The following is a 23,389-nucleotide window of genomic DNA, read 5'->3' as shown; positions in this document are numbered from 1 at the left end:
CCCACCCATCCCTGAGAGGCCTCGACCATGCCGGTCGAGCTGAGAGCATAGGCAAGGTTTCAACGAAATGGAGCGGTCGATGCCAGAGAGCGGCCAGAAGGCAACACAAGAGCACATAATCCAAACTGCCCCGGTCGAGGCAGCCCGACGGGCCGGGCTGCTCGTCACCCTCGTCCTGGGTGGGCTCACCGCTCTTCCCCCGCTCTCCATGGACATGTACCTGCCGGCGCTGCCGGAGGTCACCGGCGCCCTGCACGCCCCCGCCGCCACCATCCAGCTCACCCTCACCGCCTGCCTCGCCGGCATGGCCTTCGGCCAGCTCGTCGTCGGCCCCATGAGCGACAGGTGGGGGCGCCGCCGCCCGCTGCTCGTCGGCATGGTCGTGTACGTCCTCGCCACCGCCGTCTGCGCGCTCGCGCCCACCGTCGAACTCCTCATCGGCTTCCGGCTGCTCCAGGGCCTCGCGGGCGCCGCCGGCATCGTCATCGCCCGCGCCGTCGTCCGCGACCTCTACGACGGCGTGGAGATGGCCCGCTTCTTCTCCACCCTGATGCTGATCTCCGGCGCCGCCCCGATCATTGCGCCCCTCATCGGCGGCCAGATCATGCGGATCACCGACTGGCGGGGCGTCTTCCACGTCCTCACCGTGATCGGCGTCCTCCTCACCGTCGTCGTCTGGCGCTTCCTCGGCGAGACGCTGCCCGCCGAACGGCGGCACGAGGGCGGCGTCGGCCAGGCCCTGCGGACGATGAAGGGCCTCCTCGCCGACCGGGTCTTCGCCGGCTACATGCTGACCGGAGGCCTCGCCTTCGCGGCCCTCTTCGCGTACATTTCGGCCTCCCCGTTCGTCGTCCAGGAGATCTACGGCGCCTCGCCGCAGACCTTCAGCCTGCTCTTCGGGCTCAACTCGATCGGGCTCGTCGCCGTCGGCCAGATCAACGGCAAGCTGCTCGTCGGCCGCGTCAGCCTCGACAAGGCACTCGGCTGGGGCCTCGGGACCATCCTCCTCGCCGCGCTCGCGCTGCTCCTCATGACCAGCGGCGTCTTCGGCGAGGTCGGGCTCGTGCCCGTCGCCGCCGGACTGTTCGTCCTCATGTCCGCGATGGGCCTCGCCCTGCCGAACACCAACGCCCAGGCCCTGATGCGCACCCCGCACGCCGCCGGATCGGCCTCCGCGCTCCTCGGCACCACCTCGTTCCTCGTCGGCGCCGTCGCCTCCCCGCTCGTCGGCATCGCGGGCGAACACACCGCCGTCCCCATGGCGGTCGTCCAGCTCACCTGCGCCGTCCTCGCCGTCGCCTGCTTCCTGGGCCTCTGCCGGCCGTGGCAGGCCGCCCCGGGAGCAGCGGGAGTCCAGGCCCCGGCGGCAGCGGGGACCCACGACCCGGCCGCCTAGACTGTCTCGGTGAACGCCTCCGCCACCTCCGCCGACTCCCTGCGCGCCGCCCTCGCCGGCCTCCTCGACGGGCTGCCGCCCAACCGGGCCGCCCAGGCCGTCGAGCGGCTGATCGCCAACTACCGGGGGACCACCCCGACGGACGTCCCCGTGCTGCGCGACCGCTCCGACGTCGCCGCGTACGCCGCGTACCGGATGCCGGCGACCTTCGAGGCGGTACGCGGCGCCCTCGGCGCCCTGCGCGAGGCCGCGCCCGACTGGGAGCCGCGTACCCACACCGACGTCGGCGGCGGTACGGGCGCGGCGAGCTGGGCGGTCGCCGAGGCGTGGGAGGACCGGCCGCCCCGCACCACCGTCCTCGACTGGGCGGAGCCGGCCCTCGCGCTCGGCCGCGAGCTCGCGGCCGGGGCCCTGGACGCCGAGTGGCGCACGGCCAGGATCGGCGGCGCGCTCCGGCTCGCGGACACGGACCTCGTCACCGTCTCGTACGTCCTCAAGGAGCTGACCGAGGCCGACCGGGCGGCGCTCGTCACCGAGGCGGCGCGGGCCGCGCGGACGGTGGTGATCGTGGAGCCCGGCACCCCCGACGGTTACGAGCGGATCATCGCCGCCCGCTCCCTGCTCGTCGGCGCCGGGTTCACCGTCGCCGCGCCCTGCCCGCACAGCGGGGCCTGCCCGATCGAGCCGGGCACGGACTGGTGCCACTTCTCCGCCCGGGTGAGCCGCTCCTCGCTGCACCGGCAGGTGAAGGGCGGCTCGCTGCCGTACGAGGACGAGAAGTACAGCTACGTGGCGGCGACCAGGGAGCCGGCGACCCCGACGGTCTCCCGCATCACCCGCCGGCCCCAGATCCGCAAGGGCCTGGTCCTCCTCGACCTGTGCGGCCCCGGGGGACTCGCCCGCGAGACGGTCACCAAGCGCCACGGGCCCCGGTACAAGCAGGCCCGCGACGCCGACTGGGGCGACTCCTGGCCGCCGGGGGACTCTCCGGACAGGTTCTAGGGGCGCAGCTCCTGGGTGCAGCACTTCACACTGCCGCCGCCCTTGAGCAGTTCGCCCAGGTCCATGCCGATCGGCTCGAAGCCGCGTCGGCGCAGGGGGTCGTAGAGGCCCACCGCCGCCTGGGGGAGCAGGACGTGGCGGCCGTCGCTCACCGCGTTCAGACCGAGGGCCGCCGCGTCCGTCTCCGTCGCGATCAGGGCGTCGGGGAAGAGCCGGGCGAGGACCGCGCGGCTCCCGGGCGAGAACGCGCCCGGGTAGTACATGACCTCGTCGCGGGCGTCGTCCAGGACGCACAGCGCGGTGTCCAGGTGGTAGTAGCGCGGGTCCACCAGTTCCAGGCCGATCACCGGGCGGCCGAAGAACTCCTGCGCCTCGTCGTGGGAGAGCGGGCTGGAGCGGAAGCCGCGCCCGGCGAGGATCCAGGAGGCGGTGACGGCGAAGTCGCCCTCGCCCTCGTTCACGTGCTCCGGTGCCCGGACGTCCTCCTCCGCCCAGCCGTTCGCGCGGAACCAGGCCAGGTGCGCCTCGGCCTCGGCGGCGCGCTCGGCATGGGCGAACCTCGCGCCGAGGACCCGGCCCTCGACGACGGTGGCGCCGTTCGCCGCGAAGACCATGTCCGGCAGCGCCGGGTCGGGGGTGAGGAGCTCGACGGTGTGGCCGAGCGCCAGATAGCGGTCGCGCAGGTCCTCCCACTGGGCGAGGGCGAGCGCCAGGTCGACCGGTTTCGTGGGGTCCATCCAGGGGTTGATGGAGTACGTCACCGTGAAGTGCGCGGGTGGGCACATCAGATAACGGCGGGGCGAGGACGAGCGCGGAGTGGGGCGCAACGAGGGCTCCTCACGGACGGGGTGGGCGGAAGAACCGCAGAACGGTGGACCCCATGGTCCGCCTTCGGAGCCCAACACGCTGTGGACCGTTCGGGTGGTTCGGACCCCTCCCCCTCAGGCGAGACGCAGCGTCTCGCCTGCTGCTAGATTGGGCCCATGCCCGAGCCCAAGGCCCCCGACGCCTCCCGCCGCAGCGAACGCTCCCGTCGCGCCATCTTCGACGCCGCCCTCGCCCTCGTCACCGAGACCGGCTACGCGAAGACCACCATCGAGGGCATCGCCGCCCGCGCCGGTGTCGGCAAGCAGACCATCTACCGCTGGTGGCCCTCCAAGGCGGCCGTCCTCCTCGACGCCTTCCTCGACCTCCAGACCCGCGCCGCCGAAGCCCTGGGCGGCGACGCCGACAGCGAGATCCCCGACACCGGTGACCTCGCCGCCGACCTCAAGCGCGTCCTGCGCGCCACCGTCGACGAGCTGAACGACCCCGCCGTCGACGGCCCCACCCGCGCCCTCGCCGCCGAGGGCGTCGTCGACCCCGAACTCGGCGCCCGCTTCACCGCCGCGCTCCTCGAACCCCAGCTCCAGTACTACGCCCGCCGCATCGAGGCCGCCCAGGCCGCCGGCGACGTCGACCCCGGCATCGACCCCCGCACCGCGCTCGAACTGCTCGTCGGTCCCCTCCACCACCGCTGGATCCACCGCACCCTGCCCCTCACCCACGCCTACGCCGACACCCTCGTCGACCTGGCCCTGCGCGGCCTGGCCCCGAGGCCCTGAGCCCGGTCCCGGACCCGGACGAGCACCCCGGTTCCGCACTCCGGTCACCCGAGGCGCAGGATGGTGGGACCATGGGAAGAGCCGAACGGGCGAGCATGAGGTGTGAGGGGATAGATGGGCGACGGCATCGGCCGCTACCGCGGCACGGAGAGCAAACTCGCACAGTGGCTGCGCAGGCGCCCCAAACGCACCGCGGCCGACGACGAGAACGACCGCGAGAAGCTGCTCCTGGCCGCCGCCGCCGCCGGGCTGCCCCTCGCCCCCGCCGCGTACCCCGTCGGCTACAGCTGCTCCTGTGAGCGGATCGGCTGCCCGACCCCCGCCCGGCACCCCGTCTCCTTCGCCTGGCAGACCCAGTCGACCACCGACCAGGCCCAGATCGAGCGCTGGGCGCGGAACGCGCCCGAGGCGAACTTCATCACCGCCACCGGCATGGTCCACGACGTCCTCGACGTACCGATGGCCGCGGGCCGCGCCGCCCTCGACCGCCTCCTCGCCGCCGATGTGGAGGTCGGGCCGGTCGCCGAGTCCGCCGAAGCCGACACCCTCGGCGGGCGGATGCTGTTCTTCACCGCCACCCGCGGCACCCCCGAGGACGAGGACGAGTGGTGGCCGTGTGAGCTCGACTGCCACCCCGAGACCATGGACGAGCACCCGGGGCTCCGCTGGCACTGCCGCGGCAGCTACGTCCTCGTACCGCCCGCACGGCTCCCCGGCGACGAGAGCGCCCACCCGGTCGTCGCCTGGCTCCGCGGGCCCGAGCACCCGCTGCCCGACCCGCTGAACCTCCTGGAGACCCTCCAGGACGCCTGCGCGCGCCACGCCGCGGAGCGCGAGGCGGACGGGGACGGCGAGCACCCGGGCCACGAGATCGCCTGGCCCCTCACGCGCTGATCCGCCGGCCCCCTACGAGCCCTCGGCGCCCACCACGCCCTGGAGCCGGCCCGTGATGGTGACGCCGTCGCGGGCCGTGCCCGCGGGCTTCACCAGGGCCACCTGGTTCGACACCCACTCCTTGGTGACCGTGTTCTCGACCTCGCCGGTCAGCAGCGCCTTGACGCCCGGGTCGACCTTGGGCCGGTAGCCCGGTGCCGCCGTCTGCCGCTCGAAGACCCGGGTCGCGAAGAACACGAACGCGCCGCCGTCCTTCGTCCGCAGCCCGAGCGGCGCGAAGTCGCCCTGGTTCGCGGCCCGGTCGAGGTACTGGGTGGCGAGCCCCGGCCGCTTGGCCGACTTCTGCCGCTGCTCCCGCCACTGCGAGGTGTGCGGCCCCGCCGCGAACGTCCCCCCCTGCCCGTCCTTCAGGTACGACGCGTACCGCTCGCCCAGGTCCTCGGGCGCGACCGCGAGTGCTCCGGTGTCCGCTGCGACCGGCACCGCGTACCCGTCCTCCTCGGCGAACTCCGGCACCGCCGAAGGGCCGAGGACCACCAGGTGCGCGACCTCCCACAGCTGCTGCGGCCCGTTGCGTACGAAGACGAGGAGCCAGCGCTGGTCACCCGGACCGTCGTCGACGTCCCGGTTGGGGTCGGCGTCCGCCAGGAACCAGCGCGGCCAGCCCGCCTTACGGGGCAGGACGAAGCGCGCGTCCGTCAGTTCGAGGGGCTGGTGGTTCGCGTTGCCCTCGGGGGTGGTGATCGCGCGTGCGCGCAGACCCGCCTGGTTGATCTCCCCCAGCGGACCGGTGACCCTGCCCGCGTCCAGGGCCGGATCGTAGGCCTTGTCAGCCCGGTTGTAGGCGCTCGTGAAGTCCGCGAGGGCCTGCGCCGCCTCGGCCCGCGTCGCCGGCGGCAGCAGGGCCAGCTCGCCGTGGACGGTCACACAGCCGCCCGCCGTCAGCGCCAGGACGGTCACCGCCGCCGTGGCGGCGAGGAGTCTCGCAGGCCGTGCCGCAAGCCGCTCAAGCGGTCTCGGCGCTCGCCTCAGCCTCAGCCTTCTCATCGGTCGCCTTCTGCTTCTTCACCCGCACGGACGGACCCGACCCTATCGGGGACAGGACCAGCGCGAGCGTCGGGACCGGATACCGGGCCCACACCGAACTCGAGACCCGGGCCGAAGGCCAGGGCGACGCCGGCACGATCCGTGCGGAGCGGCTACGTGACGACGGCGGCGGCGAGCTGGGAGAACGGCTCGGCCAGCGCGTCGAAGCCGTCCGACAGTTCCTTGCGCTCGGCCTTGCCGACCTTGTCGTACGAGGTGAAGGCGTAACCGTTCTTGTCCGCGCGGTACGTGTCGAGCAGGGCGTTCAGCGCGGCGAACCGCTCGTCCAGTCGGGCGACGAGCTTCGGGTCGTTCTTCGCGGCGACCGGCTTCAACAGCTCGAAGGACTTCCGCGCGCCCTCGACGTTCGCCTTGAAGTCGACGAGGTCGGTGTGCGAGGAGCGCTCCTCCTCGCCGGTGACCGCGCCGGCGGCGACCTCCTCCAGGAGTTCCCTGGCGCCGTCGGCCATGGAGGCCGGGGTGATCTCGGCCCTGCCGACCCGCTCGGCCCAGTCCGCGAGGTCCTTGTCCAGGGTGTCGGCGAGGGTCTTCTCGGCGGCGCCGATCCTCCTGTCCTGCCAGAGCGCCTTCTCCAGGCGGTGCCAGCCCGTCCAGTCCTTCGCCGGGTCCTGGCCCTCCTCCGGGCCGTCCTCGCGGAGGTCGACCCGGCGGGCGATGTCACCGAAGGACCGGGTGACCGGCTCGCTGCGCTCCCAGCCGATGCGGGACTCGGCGTAGGCCTTCTTCGCGGCCTCGATGTCACCGGCGCGGACGGCGTCGGTGAAGACCTTCGCCTTGGGGAGGGTCGCGTCGGCCTGCGCCTGGACGTACTGGCGGTAGGCGGCGACGACCGCGTCCCTCCCGGGGGAGCGTTTCGGCGCGGCGACACCGCCACCGGTGGCCCGGACCTGCCGGCGGATCCCCTCGCCGGTCATGCCGGGCCTGCAGACGATCGCGTAGGCGCCGGCCGTGATCTCGGCGGTGACGGTGGCCCTGGTGCTGGGGCCGACGTCCTCGCGCTCGGCGACGATCCGGTCGTCGGGGTGGAGGACGTGGACCTCGGTGACCTTGGAGCCGCGGTTCTCGACGGTCAGCTTCACCTGGCCGGCCGGGAACTGTCTCCTCGACACCTCGCAGGAGCCGTCCTTGGCGACGACGGTGATCGTGCCGTCCCCTCCCTTGGCATCACTCTTCCCGGTGCAGCCCGTGACGGCGGTCAGAGCGGCCGCGGTCACGGCGGCGGTGACGACGGAGGAGCGGACGACACGCATGAGGACTCCAGGAACGGGGGCAACGGTGCTGAGGCGGACCCAACGTAGCCGAGGCGTACCTCGTCGTCCCCGCTCGTCCCGTGAGGCGCCTTCTCCTCCCCGCCGGACCGGACACGGCCGGGTCCCACGGACTCCCCGCACGTCGGCGCGCCCCGGAATGGTTCAATTTCCGCCATGAACACGACCGTCACTGACATCGACGTCCTCCGGGTCTTCTGCGCGGGCGACGGCGGGCACGGCAACGCCCTCGGAGTCGTACGGGATGCTCGCACCCATCCCGACGAGGCATCCCGGCAGGCGCTCGCCAAGGAACTCGGCTTCAGCGAGACGGTGTTCGTGGACGACCCCGAGCGCGGGATCGTCGACATCTACACCCCCGGCGTCCGGCTGCCGTTCGCCGGACACCCGCTCGTCGGCGCCGCCTGGCTGCTCGACCTGGAGGTCGTCCACCCGCCCGCCGGCGAGGTGTGGGTGCGCGGCGACGGGGAGTTCACCTGGATCGAGGCCCGCGCCGAGTGGGCACCGCCCCGGACGCTCCGCCAGTACGGCTCCGCCGCCGAGGTGGACGCCCTGAACGTGCCGGAGCCGGGGGAGTGGGTCTACGCCTGGGCCTGGGAGGAGGAGGCCGCGGGCCGGGTCAGGGCGCGAGCGTTCCCGGGCCGCGGCGACGGCGTCGACGAGGACGAGGCGACCGGCGCGGCGGCGCTGCTGCTCACGGCGGAGCTGGGCCGGGCCCTGAACATCACGCAGGGCCGGGGTTCGCAGCTGCTCACCGCGCCCGGCCCTGACGGCATCGTGGAGTTGGGCGGCCGGGTCCGCCTGGAAGGCACGCTCACGCGCTGACGCCCACGCGCTGACGCTCACGCTCACGCTCACGCCCACGCGCTGACGCTCACGCTCACGCCCACGCGCTGACGCTCACGCTCACGCCCACGCGCTGACGCTCACGCCCACGCGCTGACGCTCACGCCCACGCGCTGACGCTGACACCCACGGGCGCGCCTCGTCCGCCGTACCCCACATGCCGTCCCTCACTCGCCGTACCCTCACGCGCTCAGTGGGAACTCGCCCCCGAGCTGCTGGAAGACCGCGCTGTTGTAGGCGAAGGCGCGCTTGCACTCGTCGACGATCCGCTGCTTCTCCAGGTCGTCGGCGTTCACCCCGTCGAGCAGTTCCCGGTACGCACGCTTGAACGCCGCCGGGTTGGGGATCTCGTCGAAGACGTAGAAGCGGACGCCGTCGCCCTTGCGCGAGAAGCCCCAGGCGCGCTCCGCCTTGTCGCGGATGATCTGACCGCCCGACAGGTCGCCCAGGTAGCGCGTGTAGTGGTGGGCCACGTACCCGGCGGGCCAGTCGCGGGCGCACTCCGCGACCCGCTCGGCGTACGCGGCGGTGGCGGGCAGCGGCGAGAGCCCGACGCGCCAGCCGGGGCCCCGCAGATGGGCGAGGTCCTGTGCGAGGGCGGTCGTGCGGAACAGCTCCGGCTGCACGAAGGGCCCGGCGACCGGGTCCGCGCGGAGCGCCTCGGCGCCCTCCTCCAGCGCCCGGTACACGAACCAGAGCTGCTCCGTGTAGCGCGCGTAGGCGTCGACGCCCAGCCGCCCGCCCAGGAGGTCACCCATGAAGGACGAGGTCTCCGCCTCGGTGTGCTGCTCGTGCGAGGCCGTGCGGATGAGCGTCGAGAAGGGCGTGTCCAAAGTGGGCCTCCGGGACCGATGGGACGGGAACCAGTGACGATCCTGTCAAGTTAGGCTTGCCTAAGTCAACTGGTTCCCGACGTCCTGTCGGTAAGACGGTACCCATCCGGGAGGTCAGGGCAACGTGAGGATTTCGGCCCCGCTCTCCATCACGACGAGGGTGTGCTCGAACTGCGCGGTTCGCTTCCGGTCCTTGGTGACGACGGTCCAGCCGTCGTCCCACATGTCGTAGTCGTGCGTGCCGAGCGTCAGCATGGGCTCGATGGTGAAGGTCATGCCGGTCTTGATCTCGGTGGTGTGGTGGGGCGAGTCGTAGTGCGGGACGATCAGGCCCGAGTGGAAGGACGAGTTGATGCCGTGCCCGGTGAAGTCGCGGACGACGCCGTAGCCGAAGCGCTTGGCGTACGACTCGATGACCCGCCCGATGATGTTGATCTGGCGGCCCGGCTTCACCGCCTTGATGGCCCGGTTCAGGGACTCCCGGGTCCGCTCGACGAGCAGTCGCGACTCCTCGTCGACGTCGCCGCAGAGGTAGGTGGCGTTGTTGTCGCCGTGGACGCCGTTGATGTACGCCGTGACGTCCAGGTTCACGATGTCGCCGTCCCGCAGGACGGTGGAGTCCGGGATGCCGTGGCAGATGACCTCGTTGACCGAGGCGCACAGCGACTTCGGGAACCCGCGGTAGCCGAGGGTGGAGGGGTACGCGCCGTGGTCGCACATGAACTCGTGCGCGACCCGGTCGAGCTCGTCGGTGGTGACGCCCGGGGCGATGTGCTTGGCGGCCTCCTCCATCGCCCGAGCGGCGATGCGGCCGGCGATCCGCATGCGTTCGACGGTGTCGGAGTCCTGCACCTCGGGCCCGGTGTACGGGGTCGGGGCGGGCTTCCCGACGTACTCGGGGCGGCGGATGGAACCCGGAACGGAGCGGTGGGGGGAGAGCTCCCCCGGTACGAGAAGCGACTGGCCAGACATGACAGCGAGTCTAACGACCGGGTCCGGGGCAGCATGGTCCTGAGGGAAGGAGCCCACGACGATGGCCCTGTTCAAGAAGCGCACGGCGGGCAAACCGGGCGAATGGTACTACTGCCTGGACCACAAGAAGGTCGAAGAGGGCCCCGAGTGCCCGGCGAAGAACCGTTTCGGCCCGTACACCAGCCGAGAGGAGGCCAACCACGCCATGGAGACCGCCCGCGAGCGGAACGAGGAGTGGGAGACCGACCCGCGCTGGCACGACGGCGACGGGAAGCAGCGGCCGCCGGGCTAGAACGAGTCCCGGGGCGCGCCCGGTGGACCGGGTGCGCCCGGTGGACCACGGCCGGGACCGTGGGAACGGTCCCGGCCGTGGCGCCCCCGCCCTGGCCGCACGCCCCCCGTCCCGCCGTGGCCACTTGGTCCCCGTCCCAGCCGTTTCCCGCCGCGTGGCTTAGCGGCGATCCGCCGCCTGTTGCGCCTTGCGGCGCAGCGAGTCCTCGTCGGTCTCGGAGTCGTACGTGAGGAGCTTCGGCAGCGCCACGCAGAGCAGGCCCACCGAGGCGACACACGCCAGGCCGCCCGTCCAGACCGCCGGCCGGGTCCCGGTCCACCCGGCCATCACGCCCGCGCGGACCTGGCCGAGCTGCGGGCCGACGCTGTAGGAGAGCACCTCGATCCCGGCGAGCCGCCCGCGCAACTCCTCGGGGATCGTCTGGTTCCAGATCGTGGCCCGACCGAGCCCGCTCAGCATGTCGCCCGCTCCCGCGAAGGCGAGGCAGAGCAGGACCAGCCAGATGTTCCCGAACCAGCCCGCCGCCGCGATGGCGAGACCCCAGCCGGCCGCGCCGCCCACCACGAGCAGCCCGTGCCGCCGCACCTTCGAGGTCCAGCCGCTGGTCAGCCCCAGCACCAGGGAGCCGACCGAGCCCGCCGCGTACATCAGGCCGAGCGACCAGTCCGCGTCCAGCTCGTCCGCGAGGAACGGGAAGATCGTGTTCGGGAAGGCGAAGAACATCGCGGCGAGGTCGATCGCGTACGTGCCCAGCAGCACCGGCCGCGACCAGGCGTACCGCGCCCCCTCCGCGACGCCCCGCAGCGAGGGCTTCTCCGCGTCGTGCGCGGGCGGCGCGGGGGAGAGCCGGCGGCACATCAGCACCGAGGCGGCGAAACCGGCGATCGTCACCCCGTACGCGGGCGCGTGACCCCCGTACGCCACGACCAGACCCGCGAGGGCCGGGCCCGCGATCGAGCCCATCTGCCAGCGCAACGAGTTCAGCGCGGCCGCCGCCGTCTGCTGCTCGTGCGGCACGATCCGGGCGAGCAGCGAGTCCAGGGCCGGCCGCTGGAGCCCGGCGAGCGCCGAGACGCCGGCCGCGACCAGGTACAGCGGCCACAGCATCGGCTCCGGCAGCAATGCGTTGACCAGCAGGATCAGGGCGAGGACGCCGAGGCCCGCCTCCGTCGCGAGGATCACCTTCCGCCGGTCGACGGCGTCGGCGAGCGCCCCGCCGTACAGGTCGAAGACCACGAGCGGCACCAGTTCGACCGCGCCCATCGCGCCGACCGCGAGCGGCGAACCCGTCAGCTCCTTGATCTGCAACGGCAGGGCGATCATCGCCATCGCGCTGCTGAAGTACGTGACGAGCCCCTGGACCCACAGCAGCCGGAAGTCGGGGGACGAGCGCCACGGTGCCGGATCCGGGAACAGCGCGGAGACCTTCGCGAAGGGAGAGGACACGAGGGGCCATGCTCCGGCGGGAGGGCGCCGGAGGCAACCGAATTAGCCGTCCCCCGTCCGCTACCAGCGGGCCGGCGGCGGGGCCGTCAGCCGGTCCACGAGGGACGAGAGACGGTCCCGGAAGCCCCGGCTCCCGCGAGGGGACGGCAGGCTGTTCTCCCCGGCCGCCGCGCTCACCAGGTGCTGCACCGTGTCCAGGTCCACCTCCGCCCCCTCCGACACCGCGAGCGTCTCGTGCGCGAGCCCCCGCACCTCCTCGTCGCCCCCGTCGAGCGCCAGCACCGTCGCGCCCGCCCGCCGGGCGTCGTGCACCCGCTGGAGCAGCCCCGCGTCCGGCCGCCCGGGCGCCACCATCAGCAGCGTCGCCCCGCGCCCCGCCGCCCGGAGCCGGCCGAGGCCGACCGCCAGGTGCGCCGGATCGCCCGGCCGCACCCGGTGCCGCACCAGCGTCGGCGCCAGCTCCGGCAGCCCCGACCAGGCGGACTCGTCGACCAGGTGGGCCGCCAGGTGCCAGGGTTCGTACTCCTCCGTGCCCACCAGGAGCAGCCCGTCCCGGTGCCGGACGACGGAGGACCGCAGCGCGACCGCGAACCGGCGTGCCGCCCCCGGCCACTCCGTCCCGGCGAGCACTTCCCGCAGCAACGCGACCCGTACGGCATCCATGGGGCCGCATCCTGCACCAGACGGAGCCCGCCGCGCGGAAGGTCGCGGCGGTTCCACCCGTACGGGAGTCCCGCGGCCCGGCCGCTCGGTAATGTCGGGTCCATGACTACGACTGACAGCAAGTCCGCCCCCAAGGACCCGTGGGACCTCCCCGACGTCTCCGGTCTCGTCGTCGGCGTCCTCGGCGGCACCGGCGAGCAGGGCCGCGGCCTCGCCTACCGGCTCGCCAAGGCCGGCCAGAAGGTCGTCATCGGCTCCCGTGCCGCCGACCGCGCGCGGGACGTGGCCACGGAGATCGGCCACGGGATCGAGGGCGCCGACAACGCCGAGTGCGCCCGGCGCAGCGACATCGTGATCGTCGCCGTGCCGTGGGACGGACACGCCAAGACCCTGGAGTCCCTGCGCGAGGAACTCGCCGGCAAGCTGGTCGTCGACTGCGTCAACCCGCTCGGCTTCGACGAGAAGGGCGCCTACGCACTCAAGCCCGAGGAGGGCTCCGCGGCCGAGCAGGCCGCCGCGCTCCTCCCGGACTCCCGGGTCGCCGCCGCCTTCCACCACCTCTCCGCCGTCCTCCTCCAGGACAGCTCCCTCGAGGAGATCGACACGGACGTGATGGTCCTCGGCGAGGACCGCGCCGACGTCGAGCTCGTCCAGGCCCTCGCCGGCCGCATCCCCGGCATGCGGGGAGTCTTCGCCGGCCGGCTGCGCAACGCCCACCAGGTCGAGTCGCTCGTCGCCAACCTGATCTCGGTCAACCGCCGCTACAAGGCCCACGCCGGGCTCCGCGTCACCGACATCTGAGCCGGCCCGGCCGGGCGGAGGGCGGAGCCGGAGACCGGACGCCTCCGGGCATGGGGGACACTGGACGGGCACCAGCAGCCGTACCCGGACAGGAGCCGACCCCCATGCCCCGCCTCGCTCTCTACGCCCTCGTGGTCTGCGCCCTGGCCGTCGCCGCGGCCGTCGTCTCCTTCGTCCAGGGCAGCTTCCTCGGCATCGTGTGGGTCCTGATCGCCGGTCTCTCCTCCAACATGGCCTGGTACTACCTCCGCCGCGCGAAGGTCGACAAGGCCGCCGCCACGGCCGCCGTAGAGGGCTAGACCTGGCAGAACTCGGGGGTCTCCTGCCAGAACCTGAACAGCTGCGAGCCGCAGTAGCGGAAGGCGTCCGGCACCCCGAGCGACCGCATCAGCGCGTCGATCGCGTCGAAGAAGGCCCCGTTGACCGCGGGCACGAACAGCAGCGCGATCACGATGAAGAAGCCGTAGGGCGCGTACGGCTCGATCTGCCGCTTCACCTTGTACGACAGCCAGGGCTCCACGATCCCGTACCCGTCGAGCCCCGGCACCGGCAGCAGGTTCAGGAGCGCGGCCGTCACCTGGAGGAACGCCAGGAACGCCAGCGCGAACCGGAACGCGGGCGGCACCCCGTCCAGCGCGTCCAGCCAGAACGGGGCCGTGCACACCACGGCGAACAGCACGTTCGTCAGCGGGCCCGCCGCCGAGATCAGACTGTGCTTCCAACGACCCTTGATCCGGTTCTGGTCGATGAAGACCGCGCCGCCCGGCAGACCGATCCCGCCCATGATCACGAAGAGCACCGGAAGCACGATGCTCAGGACGGCATGGGTGTACGCCAGCGGGTTCAGGGTCAGATAGCCCCTGGCGCCGACCGTGATGTCCCCGCCGTGCAGGGCGGTGCGGGCGTGCGCGTACTCGTGGAGGCAGAGCGACACCACCCACGCCGAGGTCACGAAGAGGAAGACGGCCAGGCCGGGCGAGGCGGCGAAGTCCGTCCACACCGCCCAGCCGGTGACGGCCATGACGGCGAGGATCGCCAGGAAGACGGGGCTGATCCGCCGTTCGTGGCGCCGGGTGGTGGCCGTGGTCATCGCGGGAGCTCCCAGGGGACGGGGACGGAGGGCCGGCAGTCGTGTCCGACAGGGGCCTGCCGGTCCCGGTGTGCGGGAAACGTACCGGGGGACGGGGCGAGTTCCGGAGTCGGGGGACTTCTCACGGAGAATGGGCCCGTGCGCTACTCCGTCCTCGGCCCCACCCTCGCCCACCTGCCCGACGGCACCGACGTGGCCGTAGGCGGCCCCCGGGTCCGCGCGCTGCTGACCGTCCTCGCCCTCAGGGCCGGCCGGACCGTGCCCGTACCCGACCTGGTCGACGAGGTCTGGCACGGCGACGAGCCGCCCGCCGACGCCGTCGCCGCACTCCAGGCCCTCGTCGGACGGCTCCGCAAGGCCCTCGGCCGGGACCGGGTGGTCTCCGCAGAGGGCGGCTACCTGCTCGACGCCCGCCCCGGAGACGTCGACGCCCGCCGCTTCGAACGCCTCGCCGCCGAAGGCACGACGGCGCTCGACGCCGGAGACCCGGCACGGGCCGCCGCCCTCCTCGACGAGGCCCTCGGGCTCTGGCGCGGCCCCGCCCTCGCCGACCTCCCGGACCGGGACGCCGAGGCCGCCCGCTGGGAGGCCCGGCGCCTCGACGCCCGCCGGGCCAGGCTCGACGCGGCCCTCGCGCTCGGCGAGGCGGCCGCCGCCCTCCCCGAGCTGACCGCCCTCTGCGCGGCCCACCCCCTCGACGAGCCCCTCCAGGCCCTGCGTATCCGCGCCCTGCGGGACACCGGCCGCGCGGCCGAGGCCCTCGCCGCGTACGAGACCGTCCGTCGCGCCTTCGCCAACCGCCTCGGCACGGACCCCTCACCGGCCCTCCGCGCCCTGCACGCGGAGCTGCTCGCGGGACCCCGCGATCCCGGCCCGATCCACACGAAGGACCCCGGGACACCGGCGCCCGCCCCGGGGCCCGGGACCGCCCCGAAGCCGGAGGGCCCCGTCCTGGGCAATCTGCGCGCCCGGCTCACCAGCTTCGTCGGACGCGACCAGGAGATCGCCGACGTCCGGGAGGACCTGCGGACGGCCCGGCTCGTCACCCTGCTCGGGCCCGGGGGAGCCGGCAAGACCCGGCTCTCGCAGGAGGCCGCCGAGCGCGGGGCCGAGGCCTGGCCGGACGGCGTCTGGGTCGCCGAGCTCGCCCCCGTCACCGACCCGGAGGCCGTCCCCGAGGCCGTACTCGCCGCCGTCGGCGCCCGCGAGACCGTCCTGCGCGGCGCCGGAGCCGAGGAGTTGCGGACCGGCAACGACCCGCTCGCCCGGCTCGTCGAGCACTGCGCGGGACGCCGGATGCTGCTGCTCCTCGACAACTGCGAACACCTCGTCGCGGCCGCCGCCGAACTGGCCGAGACCCTCCTCGCCCGCTGCCCCGGCCTCCGGGTCCTGGCGACGAGCCGGGAGCCGCTCGGGGTGCCGGGGGAGAACGCGCGGCCGGTGGGCCCGCTGCTCACGGAGCCGGCCCTGCGGCTGCTCGGCGAGCGCGGCGCGGCGGTCCGGCCCGGGTTCCGGATCGAGGAGGACCCGGAGGCGGCGGCCGAGATCGTGCGCCGCCTGGACGGACTGCCCCTGGCGATCGAGCTGGCGGCGGCGAGGCTGCGGATGCTGACCCTGCGCCAGATCGCGGCGCGGCTCGACGACCGCTTCCGGCTGCTCACGTCGGGCGCGCGGACGGTACTGCCCCGCCAGCAGACCCTCCGCGCGGTCGTCGACTGGTCCTGGGACCTCCTCGACGACGCCGAACGAGCCGTCCTGCGCCGCCTCTCGGTGTTCACCGGAGGCACCGACCTGGAGGCGGCGGAAGCGGTGTGCGCCGCCCCCGCGGACGCGGGACCGGCCGCGGCGGCCGGTGGTGCCGCAGCCGGAGGCGCCACCGCCGTCGAGCGGGCCCCCACCCCCGCCGACGTCCTCGACCTGCTCGGGTCCCTCGTCGACAAGTCCCTCGTCGTGGCCGCGCCCGGCGAGGCCGGGATGCGGTACCGGCTTCTGGAGACCGTCGCCGAGTACGCCGGAGAGCGGCTCGACGAGGCCGGGGAGCGGGCCGCCACCGAGCGCCGCCACCTCACGTACTACCGGGAGCTCGCCCGCCGTACCGACCCGGAGCTGCGCGGAGCCCGGCAGGTCGGCGCCATCGGCCGCTTCACCACCGAGTACGGCAACCTCCGCACCGCCCTGCGCCGGGCCGTCGACGCCCACGACGAGGACGAGGCGCTCGTCCTCGTCCACTCCCTGCTCTGGTACTGGCAGATGCGCGATCTGCGCACCGACGCCCTGCACTGGTCCCGGGCCGCCGCCGCCCTCGGACCCGACCCGTTCGCGCCGCCCGCCGCCCCCGTCGTCCCCCTGCACGAGCCGTGCACGGCCGTGCCGCCGCCGCTCTCCGACGAGCACCGCTGGGAGGCCCGGCGCGGAGTGCGCCTGGTCGAACTGATCAACATGAACCACGAGACCGGCCGCTGGACCAGCCCCGAGGGCATGCGGCGGCTCCGCGAGATGACCGCCGGCTACGACCCGGGCCTCCCCCAGACCTGCCGGCTGCCCGGCTCCTTCGCGTTCTTCGCGGTCCTCCTCATCGGGGAGGCCGGCCGGCTCCACGAGATCCTCGACACGACCGTCGAGGCCTGCCGCCGGTACGCCTACGACTGGGACCTCGCCAACGCCCTCCAGCTGCGCGCCAACATGCTCGCCAACCGGGGCGACCTCGCAAGTGCGGCGATCCGCGACGCCGAGGAGAGCCTGGAGATCTTCGTCCGGCTCGGTGACTCCTGGGGCGCGGCCGAGGCGCTCTCCTCCCGCGCGGAGGCCCGGGAACGGCGGCTCGAGTTCGAGGAGTCGGCCGCGGACTTCGCCGCCGCCATCGACTACGCCGAACGGATCGGCGCCCAGGCGCAGACGGCGCTCCTGCGGGCCCGGTACGCCGGCACGCTCGTCGAGACCGGACGGCTCGCGGAGGGCGAGGCGATCCTGCGCGAGATCCTGGACGGCGCCCACGGCCGGAGCCACGAACCCCAACTGGGCACCCGCATGTTCCTCGGTCTGGCGCTCGGCCGCAGCGGACGCACCGCCGAGGCCCGCGAGCACTTCCTCGCGCTGCGGCAGGACTTCGACTCCGAGACCCTGTCGCTCTTCGAGGGCTTCACCCTCGGCTGCCTCGGCTGGCTGGACGACCTGGAGGGCCGGTACGGCTCCGCGCTCGCCCTCGCCGCCGAGGCGTACGAGCGCTCCCTGGGCTCGCTCTCGATGACGGTCGCCCCGCAGATGCCCGCCACCCATCTGGTCACCGCCGCCTGGGCGCTCGCCGGGCTCGGCGGCCCGGGGGCGCGGACCGGGGCGGTGCTGCTCGGAGCCAGGGACGGGCTGCTCCCGCCGGGACACCTGTCGCCGCCGACGGAACGGGAGAACCTGGAACGGGCCACCGAACTCGCCCGGTCCGTCCTCGGCCAGGACGCCTTCGCCGCGGCGTACGCCGAGGGCGGCGGCCTCTCCCTGGAGGAGGCCGCCGCCCTGCTCGGTCGCGCCGCCGACGCGATCAGTGAGCGCGCCGAGTCCTGACCCCCGTCGGGAGCCGCCGTACCGGACTCAGGTCTTCCTGCGGAACTTCGTCACCGCCAGCGGGGCCGTGACGAGCGTGATGACGAACGCCCAGCCGAGGGTCATCCACACGGAGTGGGCGACCGGACCGCCGTTGATCAGGTTCCGTGCGGCGTCGGCGAGGTTCGACAGCGGGTTGTAGTCGGTGAAGGCCTTCAGCCAGCCGGGCATCGACGTCGGCGGGGCGAAGATCGACGAACCGAACTGCAGCGGCATCAGGACCAGTATGGCCATGCCCTGGACGGCCTGCGCGGTCTTCATGGTGAGACCGAGCAGGATGAAGATCCACATCAGCGACGCCCCGAAGACCATCGACAGGCCGATGGCGGCGAGGAGGTGGAAGAACGAGGTGTGGATCTCCATGCCGAGCAGGAAGCCCATGCCGAGCAGGATCGCGGTGGCGATCAGCATCCGGCCGACCTCGACGACGATCTTCGCGATCAGGACGGAGGACCGGGCGATCGGCATCGTCCGGAACCGGTCCATGACCCCCTTCTTGAAGTCGTCGTTGATGCCCACGCCGACGGCCATGGCGATGTTCATGCCCATCATCGCCATCAGGCCCGGGGTCACGTAGTTGACGTAGACCTCGTTGTTGCCCTTGCCGGCGATGGCGCCGCCGAAGACGTACACGAACAGCAGGATGAAGATGATCGGCATCAGGACGGCGTCGAACATCGACTCCGGGTCCTGCTTGATCTGCAGGGCGTTGCGCCGGGCCAGGGCGCCGATGTGGCGCAGGTTGCCCCGGAGACCGATCCGGCCCTCGTCGACGGGAGCGCGCCGCGTCGAGGCCGCACCCGGACCGGGGGCGTCGACGGGGGACTTGGTGACCGTGGTCGTGCTCACGCGGCGACCTCCTCGTTGATCGCGTCGGACAGGTCGGAATCGGCGGTCTTCTGGCCCGTGATCGCCAGGAACACCTCGTCCAGGCTGGGCAGATGGGTGCCGATGTGCGCCAGGCCGAAGCCGCGCGCCCCGAGGAGGCCCACGACGGCCGTCAGCTGCTGGTCGGTGAGGATCGGCACGTACAGCGCGCCCTCGTCGGGCACGACCGTGGCGCCGGCGACACCGTCGAGCCCGGTCTCGCGGAGCGCGGCGGCCATCGCCGACAACTGCCCCGGGTCCACCGGGCGGACCTTCAGGGTCCGGCCGCCGACCTTGGCCTTCAGCTCGTCGACCCCGCCCTTGGCGATGACCTTGCCCCGGTCGATGACGGTCAGCTCGCTCGCGAGCTGCTCCGCCTCCTCCATGTACTGGGTGGTGAGGAGGACGGTGACGCCCTCGGACACCATCCGCTGGACTTCGTCCCACACCTCGTTACGCGTGCGCGGGTCGAGGCCGGTGGTCGGCTCGTCCAGGTAGAGGACGGCGGGCTGCCCGATCATCGAGGCGGCGAGGTCGAGCCGCCGGCGCATACCGCCGGAGTAGGTCATCGCGGCCCGCTTGGCGGAGTCGGTGAGGGAGAAGCGCTCCAGCATCTCGTCGGCCCGGCGGCGGGCGTCGGCACGGGAGAGATCGAGCAGCCGCCCGATCATGTACAGGTTCTCCCAGCCGGACAGCTTCTCGTCCACCGACGCGTACTGCCCGGTGAGCCCTATGGTGCGGCGCAGCTGACGGGGGTGCTTCACCACGTCGTACCCGGCGACCGTGGCCGTCCCGGAGTCCGGGACGAGGAGGGTGGACAGACAGCGGACGAGCGTGGTCTTCCCGGCGCCGTTGGGACCGAGGACCCCGAGGACCGTGCCCTCCCGTACGTCGAGGTCGACCCCGTCGAGGGCCTTGGTGGCGCCGAAGTGCTTCACGAGGCCCCGGACCTCGACGGCGTTGGTGTGTGATCGCGTCATGGGCACCACTACACCAGGTGCCACCGACAATCCCCCTACAGACGACCGACAGCCCGCCGATGGGGGATGTCGGCGGGCTGTCGGGTGGTGCCGCGGTGGCCGGTGGACCGGGGAGTACCCGGCGGATCAGGACCTAGTGGAAGGTGTGCTCCTCGGCCGGGAACGCCCCGCCGCTGACGTCCTCCGCGAAGGCGCGCGCCGCGTCGCCGAGCGTCTCGCGGAGGTTGGCGTACTGCTTGGTGAAGCGCGGGACCTTGCCGCCCGTCAGACCGGCCATGTCGGTCCAGACGAGGACCTGGGCGTCGGTGCCGGCGCCCGCGCCGATACCGATGGTCGGGATGTGCAACGAGCGGGTGACCTCGGCGGCCAGCTCGGCCGGTACGAGCTCCAGGACGACCGCGAACGCGCCCGCGTCCTGCGCCGCCTTCGCGTCGCGGAGCAGCCGGTGCGCGGCCTCGTCGGAGCGGCCCTGCACCCGGTAGCCCATGGTGTTCACGGACTGCGGGGTGAGGCCCAGGTGGGACATGACGGGGATGCCGGCCTGGACGAGCAGCTCGGTCTGCGGCAGCGAGCGCTCGCCGCCCTCCAGCTTGATCGCGCCGACACCGGCGTCCTTGACCAGCCGGGTGGCGTTGCGCAGGGCCTGGACCGGTCCCTCCTGGTACGAGCCGAAGGGCAGGTCGCCGACGACGAGGGCGCGCCGGGTGCCCCGGACGACGGCGGCGGAGAGCAGCGTCATCTCGTCCATGGTGACGGGCACGGTGGTGTCGTAGCCGAGGTGACAGTTGCCCATGGAGTCGCCCACGAGGATCACCGGGATGCCGGCCTCGTCGAAGACGGAGGCGGTCATCGCGTCGTAGGCGGTGAGCATCGGCCACTTCTCGCCGCGGGTCTTGGCGGCGGCGATGTCGTGGACGGTGATGCGGCGCGTGCCCTTGCCGCCGTACAGCGCCTTGCTGCTGTCGGCGGGCGTCTTCTGGGCAGCCTGAAGCGTCATGGTGAAGCTCCTCGTGTCATCTCGAGGCGCCCTGACGGCGTCCCCGGACCACATCCATGGTGGCACTTCGCCGGGCGGCCGGGGAAGTGGGCCGCAGTGGCGCTGTTCACACCGGCGCGTCGCCGCCCCCGCCGGGTCCCGTCGAATGTGCGCGTTCTGTCACAGCCCGCCCGCCCGCGCCGCCCGCAGGAACCCGCCACGCCACCGGTGTCGTCCTCCGGGGCGTACGCGTGACCCGTCATCCCCTAGTGTCGACGTCGGGTCACGGAGCAGGACCGGCACGGCAGCAAGGCAGTGAGGACAGACGATGGCGCGGGTGGACATGACGGAGACCGAGCAGGGCGGCCAGGGGAACGAACGCTCCGGTTCCCGCTTCCGGACCACCCTCGACCGGCTCCGCCACGACCGCGGGATCTGGCGCCGCGGCATCCTGCTCGCCCTGTGCGCGGTGGGCCTCACGCTGCTGATGGTCCTCCACGCCGACATCCCCAACCGGATCGGCAACCTGGGCAGCCTGACCGAGACGTTCCTGCCCTGGCTCGGCCTGTTCGTGCCGCTGCTGCTCGTCCTCGCCCTGCTGCGCCGCTCGGCGACCGCGCTGATCGCCCTGCTGCTGCCGGCCGTGGTGTGGCTCAATCTCTTCGGCGGGCTCGTCGCCGACAAGTCCGCCGAGGGTGGTGACCTGACCGTCGCCACCCACAACGTGAACGCCCACAACCCGGACCCCGAGGGCACGGCCCGCCTGCTCGCCGCGTCCGGCGCCGACGTGCTGGCCCTCGAGGAACTGAAGGGCGACGTGGTCCCGGCGTACGAGCGCGGTCTCGCGGAGACGTACCCGTACCACTCCGTCCAGGGGACGGTCGGCCTGTGGAGCAAGCTGCCGCTGCGCGCCGCGCAGCCCGTCGACATCAGGATGGGCTGGACCCGTGCCATGCGGGCCACCGTCGTCACCCCGAAGGGCGAGGTGGCCGTGTACGTCGCCCACCTGCCGTCCGTGCGGGTCAAGATGAACGCCGGGTTCACCGCCAACCAGCGTGACCTCAGCGCCGACGCCCTCGGTGAGGCCATCTCCGACGACCCGCACCAGCGGCTCGTCCTCCTCGGGGACCTCAACGGCACCATGAACGACCGCGCGCTCAACGCCGTCACCTCCCAGCTGCGCTCCACCCAGGGCGCCGCCGGCGACGGCTTCGGCTTCAGCTGGCCGGCCTCCTTCCCCATGGCCCGCATCGACCAGATCATGGTCAAGGGCGTCGAGCCGATGTCGTCCTGGGCCCTCCCGGAGACGAAGAGCGACCACCTCCCGATCGCCGCCCGCGTGAAGCTCGACGCCGCGTAGGGCCCTCTTCCCTCCGCCCCTCGACCCGCCGGCCCGACCCGGGCCCCCGGCGGCCGACGGGAAGAAAACACCTGAGAGTCTTTGTTCCGAAGAAGAACTAACTTCGGGAAAGGCTCTCCCATGCCCCTGGCGCTGCTCGCGCTCGCCGTGTCCGCCTTCGGCATCGGCACCACCGAGTTCGTCATGATGGGCCTGCTCCCGCAGGTCGCGGACGACCTCGGCACCTCCGTCCCCACCGCCGGGTACCTCGTCTCGGCGTACGCGATCGGCGTCGTCGTCGGAGCCCCGCTGCTGACCGCCCTCGGCGCCCGCATCCCCCGCAAGCGGATGCTGCTCCTCCTGATGGTCCTCTTCACGGTCGGCAATTTCGCCTCCGCCCTCGCCCCCGGCTTCGGCTGGCTGATCGCCGGCCGGGTCCTCGCCGGGCTCCCGCACGGCGCGTTCTTCGGCCTCGGCGCGGTCGTCGCCGCCCGGCTCGTGCGCGAGGACCGGCAGGCGCGGGCGGTGGCCACCATGTTCCTCGGCCTCACCGTCGCCAACATCCTCGGCGTACCGGCCGCGACCCTGCTCGGACAGCACCTCGGCTGGCGGGCCACCTTCCTCGTGGTCTCCGTCATCGGCCTGGTCGCCCTCGCCGCGCTCGCCCGGCTCGTGCCGCACGTCCCCGTGGACGGACGGCAGGGCCTCGGCCACGAGGTGCGCGCCCTCGGCCGCCCCCAGGTGCTCCTCGGGCTCCTCACCGCCGTCTTCGGCTTCGCGGGCGTCTTCGCCGTCTACTCGTACCTGGCCTCCATGACCACCGAGGTCATGGGCTTCGGCGACTCCACCGTCACGATCGTCCTCGCCCTCTTCGGCCTCGGCATGACCGGCGGCGCGCTCGCCGCGGGCCCGCTGACCGACCGGGCCCTGCGCCCCACGCTGTACGGCTCGCTCGCCGCCCTCGTCCTGGCCCTGGTCGCCTTCCGCTTCACCATCCACGTGCCCTGGCTGGCCCTGGTCACGGTCGTGGTGCTCGGAGCGGTCGGCTTCATGACGACCACCCCGCTCCAGATGCTCGTCATGAACAAGGCCAAGGACGCGCCCACGCTCGCCTCCGCGTCCAACCACTCCGCCTTCAACCTGGCGAACGCGGGCGGCGCCTGGGCCGGCGGTGCCGCCGTCGCCGCCGGCTGGGGCTGGACCTCGCCGACCCTCGTCGGCGCGGGGCTCACGGTGGTGGGCCTCGCCGTCGCGGCGGTGGCGGGTCTGCTCGACCGCGACGGCGGTACGGGGAAGGGGTCCTCCCGCGTGGTCGCGCAGGGATCGGTCGGACAGGGCCCGGCCGTGCAGGACCCGGTCGGACAGGACCCGGTCGGGCAGGGCCCGGTCGCTCGGGGGCCCTTCCCGGGTGACCCGTAG

General features: G+C 73.1%; 22 protein-coding genes. 11 read left to right on the top strand and 11 right to left on the bottom strand.

From position 1 onward, the window contains the following. Positions 1–79: 79 nt before the first annotated feature. Both ABZ567_RS02270 and ABZ567_RS02265 read left to right on the top strand, forming a co-directional pair. Positions 80–1,396, top strand: a complete 1,317-nt coding sequence (locus ABZ567_RS02270) for a multidrug effflux MFS transporter (RefSeq protein ID WP_360783580.1) — start codon at positions 80–82, stop codon at positions 1,394–1,396. Between the two features lie 9 nt (positions 1,397–1,405). Continuing rightward, complete coding sequence (locus ABZ567_RS02265) at positions 1,406–2,398, top strand: small ribosomal subunit Rsm22 family protein (protein WP_360783577.1); 993 nt, start codon at positions 1,406–1,408, stop codon at positions 2,396–2,398. Here the strand turns inward: ABZ567_RS02265 and ddaH are convergent. After that, complete coding sequence (ddaH, locus tag ABZ567_RS02260) at positions 2,395–3,225, bottom strand: dimethylargininase (protein ID WP_360783574.1); 831 nt, start codon at positions 3,223–3,225, stop codon at positions 2,395–2,397. The genes ABZ567_RS02265 and ddaH overlap by 4 nt on opposite strands. Before the next feature lie 156 nt (positions 3,226–3,381). Here ddaH and ABZ567_RS02255 point away from each other — a divergent pair, with 156 nt between their 5' ends. Beyond that, positions 3,382–4,002, top strand: a complete 621-nt coding sequence (locus ABZ567_RS02255; protein WP_360783571.1) for a TetR/AcrR family transcriptional regulator — start codon at positions 3,382–3,384, stop codon at positions 4,000–4,002. 114 nt (positions 4,003–4,116) lie between these two features. Beyond that, positions 4,117–4,896, top strand: coding sequence for a bifunctional DNA primase/polymerase (locus ABZ567_RS02250; protein ID WP_360783568.1), 780 nt, complete (start codon positions 4,117–4,119; stop codon positions 4,894–4,896). A gap of 12 nt (positions 4,897–4,908) precedes the next feature. On the opposite strand, the gene ABZ567_RS02245 is transcribed toward ABZ567_RS02250, so the two are convergent. Then, positions 4,909–5,943 (bottom strand): hypothetical protein, encoded by a 1,035-nt coding sequence (locus tag ABZ567_RS02245; RefSeq protein ID WP_360783565.1) that lies wholly within the window; start codon positions 5,941–5,943, stop codon positions 4,909–4,911. 152 nt (positions 5,944–6,095) lie between these two features. Further along, entirely contained in the window at positions 6,096–7,253 is a 1,158-nt protein-coding gene (gene efeO, locus ABZ567_RS02240) for an iron uptake system protein EfeO (RefSeq protein ID WP_360783563.1), read from the bottom strand. Positions 7,254–7,427: 174 nt separating this feature from the next. On the opposite strand from efeO, the gene ABZ567_RS02235 reads away from it, so the two are divergent. Beyond that, positions 7,428–8,096, top strand: coding sequence for a PhzF family phenazine biosynthesis protein (locus ABZ567_RS02235; protein ID WP_360783560.1), 669 nt, complete (start codon positions 7,428–7,430; stop codon positions 8,094–8,096). Positions 8,097–8,299: 203 nt separating this feature from the next. Here ABZ567_RS02235 and ABZ567_RS02230 read toward each other — a convergent pair whose 3' ends face one another. Both ABZ567_RS02230 and map read right to left on the bottom strand, forming a co-directional pair. Next, the gene (locus ABZ567_RS02230) at positions 8,300–8,950 is read right to left on the bottom strand and encodes a biliverdin-producing heme oxygenase (RefSeq protein WP_360783557.1); all 651 of its coding nucleotides are present in this window, start codon (positions 8,948–8,950) and stop codon (positions 8,300–8,302) included. A 114-nt stretch (positions 8,951–9,064) separates the two neighbouring features. Continuing rightward, on the bottom strand, positions 9,065–9,922 hold the full coding sequence (map, locus tag ABZ567_RS02225; protein WP_360783554.1) for a type I methionyl aminopeptidase: 858 nt from the start codon (positions 9,920–9,922) through the stop codon (positions 9,065–9,067). Between the two features lie 61 nt (positions 9,923–9,983). Between map and ABZ567_RS02220 the strand changes: the two genes are divergently transcribed. Further along, on the top strand, positions 9,984–10,214 hold the full coding sequence (locus tag ABZ567_RS02220) for a hypothetical protein (protein WP_360783551.1): 231 nt from the start codon (positions 9,984–9,986) through the stop codon (positions 10,212–10,214). Positions 10,215–10,373: 159 nt separating this feature from the next. On the opposite strand, the gene ABZ567_RS02215 is transcribed toward ABZ567_RS02220, so the two are convergent. Then, the gene (locus ABZ567_RS02215; RefSeq protein ID WP_360783548.1) at positions 10,374–11,660 is read right to left on the bottom strand and encodes an MFS transporter; all 1,287 of its coding nucleotides are present in this window, start codon (positions 11,658–11,660) and stop codon (positions 10,374–10,376) included. Positions 11,661–11,720: 60 nt separating this feature from the next. Beyond that, on the bottom strand, positions 11,721–12,323 hold the full coding sequence (locus ABZ567_RS02210; protein WP_360783546.1) for a hypothetical protein: 603 nt from the start codon (positions 12,321–12,323) through the stop codon (positions 11,721–11,723). Between the two features lie 102 nt (positions 12,324–12,425). On the opposite strand from ABZ567_RS02210, the gene npdG reads away from it, so the two are divergent. Together npdG and ABZ567_RS02200 are read left to right on the top strand one after the other, a co-directional pair. Continuing rightward, positions 12,426–13,124, top strand: a complete 699-nt coding sequence (gene npdG, locus ABZ567_RS02205; RefSeq protein WP_360783543.1) for an NADPH-dependent F420 reductase — start codon at positions 12,426–12,428, stop codon at positions 13,122–13,124. A gap of 50 nt (positions 13,125–13,174) precedes the next feature. Next, positions 13,175–13,423: a hypothetical protein gene (locus tag ABZ567_RS02200; protein ID WP_360783540.1), complete on the top strand. Its 249-nt coding sequence runs from the start codon at positions 13,175–13,177 to the stop codon at positions 13,421–13,423. Here the strand turns inward: ABZ567_RS02200 and ABZ567_RS02195 are convergent. Next, positions 13,420–14,214 carry a site-2 protease family protein gene (locus tag ABZ567_RS02195; protein ID WP_360783537.1) on the bottom strand — a complete coding sequence of 265 codons (795 nt, stop codon included), beginning with the start codon at positions 14,212–14,214 and terminating at the stop codon, positions 13,420–13,422. The genes ABZ567_RS02200 and ABZ567_RS02195 overlap by 4 nt on opposite strands. A 138-nt stretch (positions 14,215–14,352) precedes the next feature. Between ABZ567_RS02195 and ABZ567_RS02190 the strand changes: the two genes are divergently transcribed. Continuing rightward, a complete protein-coding gene (locus ABZ567_RS02190; protein ID WP_360783534.1) occupies positions 14,353–17,769 on the top strand; it encodes a BTAD domain-containing putative transcriptional regulator in 3,417 nt (1,138 codons plus the stop codon). A gap of 27 nt (positions 17,770–17,796) precedes the next feature. Here ABZ567_RS02190 and ABZ567_RS02185 read toward each other — a convergent pair whose 3' ends face one another. The 3 genes from ABZ567_RS02185 to panB form a co-directional block, all read right to left on the bottom strand. Then, the gene (locus ABZ567_RS02185; RefSeq protein ID WP_360783531.1) at positions 17,797–18,657 is read right to left on the bottom strand and encodes an ABC transporter permease; all 861 of its coding nucleotides are present in this window, start codon (positions 18,655–18,657) and stop codon (positions 17,797–17,799) included. Then, positions 18,654–19,655 carry an ATP-binding cassette domain-containing protein gene (locus ABZ567_RS02180; protein ID WP_360783528.1) on the bottom strand — a complete coding sequence of 334 codons (1,002 nt, stop codon included), beginning with the start codon at positions 19,653–19,655 and terminating at the stop codon, positions 18,654–18,656. The genes ABZ567_RS02185 and ABZ567_RS02180 overlap by 4 nt, the downstream gene beginning before the upstream one ends. A gap of 133 nt (positions 19,656–19,788) precedes the next feature. Beyond that, positions 19,789–20,652, bottom strand: a complete 864-nt coding sequence (gene panB / locus ABZ567_RS02175) for a 3-methyl-2-oxobutanoate hydroxymethyltransferase (protein ID WP_360783525.1) — start codon at positions 20,650–20,652, stop codon at positions 19,789–19,791. Positions 20,653–20,959: 307 nt separating this feature from the next. On the opposite strand from panB, the gene ABZ567_RS02170 reads away from it, so the two are divergent. Further along, complete coding sequence (locus tag ABZ567_RS02170) at positions 20,960–21,991, top strand: endonuclease/exonuclease/phosphatase family protein (protein WP_360783522.1); 1,032 nt, start codon at positions 20,960–20,962, stop codon at positions 21,989–21,991. Positions 21,992–22,111: 120 nt separating this feature from the next. After that, on the top strand, positions 22,112–23,389 hold the full coding sequence (locus ABZ567_RS02165) for an MFS transporter (RefSeq protein WP_360783519.1): 1,278 nt from the start codon (positions 22,112–22,114) through the stop codon (positions 23,387–23,389).

Source organism: Streptomyces sp. NPDC016459, from assembly GCF_040632845.1.
In the GTDB taxonomy this organism is placed as follows: domain Bacteria; phylum Actinomycetota; class Actinomycetes; order Streptomycetales; family Streptomycetaceae; genus Streptomyces.
This window is presented reverse-complemented; position numbering and strand designations above follow the sequence as displayed.

Coding starts and splice junctions, on each gene's coding strand:
- ABZ567_RS02270 (WP_360783580.1), top strand. CDS start 80: ATGCCAGAGAGCGGCCAGAAGGCAACACAAGAGCACATAATCCAAACT.
- ABZ567_RS02255 (WP_360783571.1), top strand. CDS start 3,382: ATGCCCGAGCCCAAGGCCCCCGACGCCTCCCGCCGCAGCGAACGCTCC.
- ABZ567_RS02250 (WP_360783568.1), top strand. CDS start 4,117: ATGGGCGACGGCATCGGCCGCTACCGCGGCACGGAGAGCAAACTCGCA.
- ABZ567_RS02245 (WP_360783565.1), bottom strand. CDS start 5,943: ATGAGAAGGCTGAGGCTGAGGCGAGCGCCGAGACCGCTTGAGCGGCTT.
- efeO (WP_360783563.1), bottom strand. CDS start 7,253: ATGCGTGTCGTCCGCTCCTCCGTCGTCACCGCCGCCGTGACCGCGGCC.
- ABZ567_RS02235 (WP_360783560.1), top strand. CDS start 7,428: ATGAACACGACCGTCACTGACATCGACGTCCTCCGGGTCTTCTGCGCG.
- map (WP_360783554.1), bottom strand. CDS start 9,922: ATGTCTGGCCAGTCGCTTCTCGTACCGGGGGAGCTCTCCCCCCACCGC.
- ABZ567_RS02220 (WP_360783551.1), top strand. CDS start 9,984: ATGGCCCTGTTCAAGAAGCGCACGGCGGGCAAACCGGGCGAATGGTAC.
- ABZ567_RS02210 (WP_360783546.1), bottom strand. CDS start 12,323: ATGGATGCCGTACGGGTCGCGTTGCTGCGGGAAGTGCTCGCCGGGACG.
- npdG (WP_360783543.1), top strand. CDS start 12,426: ATGACTACGACTGACAGCAAGTCCGCCCCCAAGGACCCGTGGGACCTC.
- ABZ567_RS02200 (WP_360783540.1), top strand. CDS start 13,175: ATGGGGGACACTGGACGGGCACCAGCAGCCGTACCCGGACAGGAGCCG.
- ABZ567_RS02195 (WP_360783537.1), bottom strand. CDS start 14,214: ATGACCACGGCCACCACCCGGCGCCACGAACGGCGGATCAGCCCCGTC.
- ABZ567_RS02180 (WP_360783528.1), bottom strand. CDS start 19,655: ATGACGCGATCACACACCAACGCCGTCGAGGTCCGGGGCCTCGTGAAG.
- panB (WP_360783525.1), bottom strand. CDS start 20,652: ATGACGCTTCAGGCTGCCCAGAAGACGCCCGCCGACAGCAGCAAGGCG.
- ABZ567_RS02170 (WP_360783522.1), top strand. CDS start 20,960: ATGGCGCGGGTGGACATGACGGAGACCGAGCAGGGCGGCCAGGGGAAC.
- ABZ567_RS02165 (WP_360783519.1), top strand. CDS start 22,112: ATGCCCCTGGCGCTGCTCGCGCTCGCCGTGTCCGCCTTCGGCATCGGC.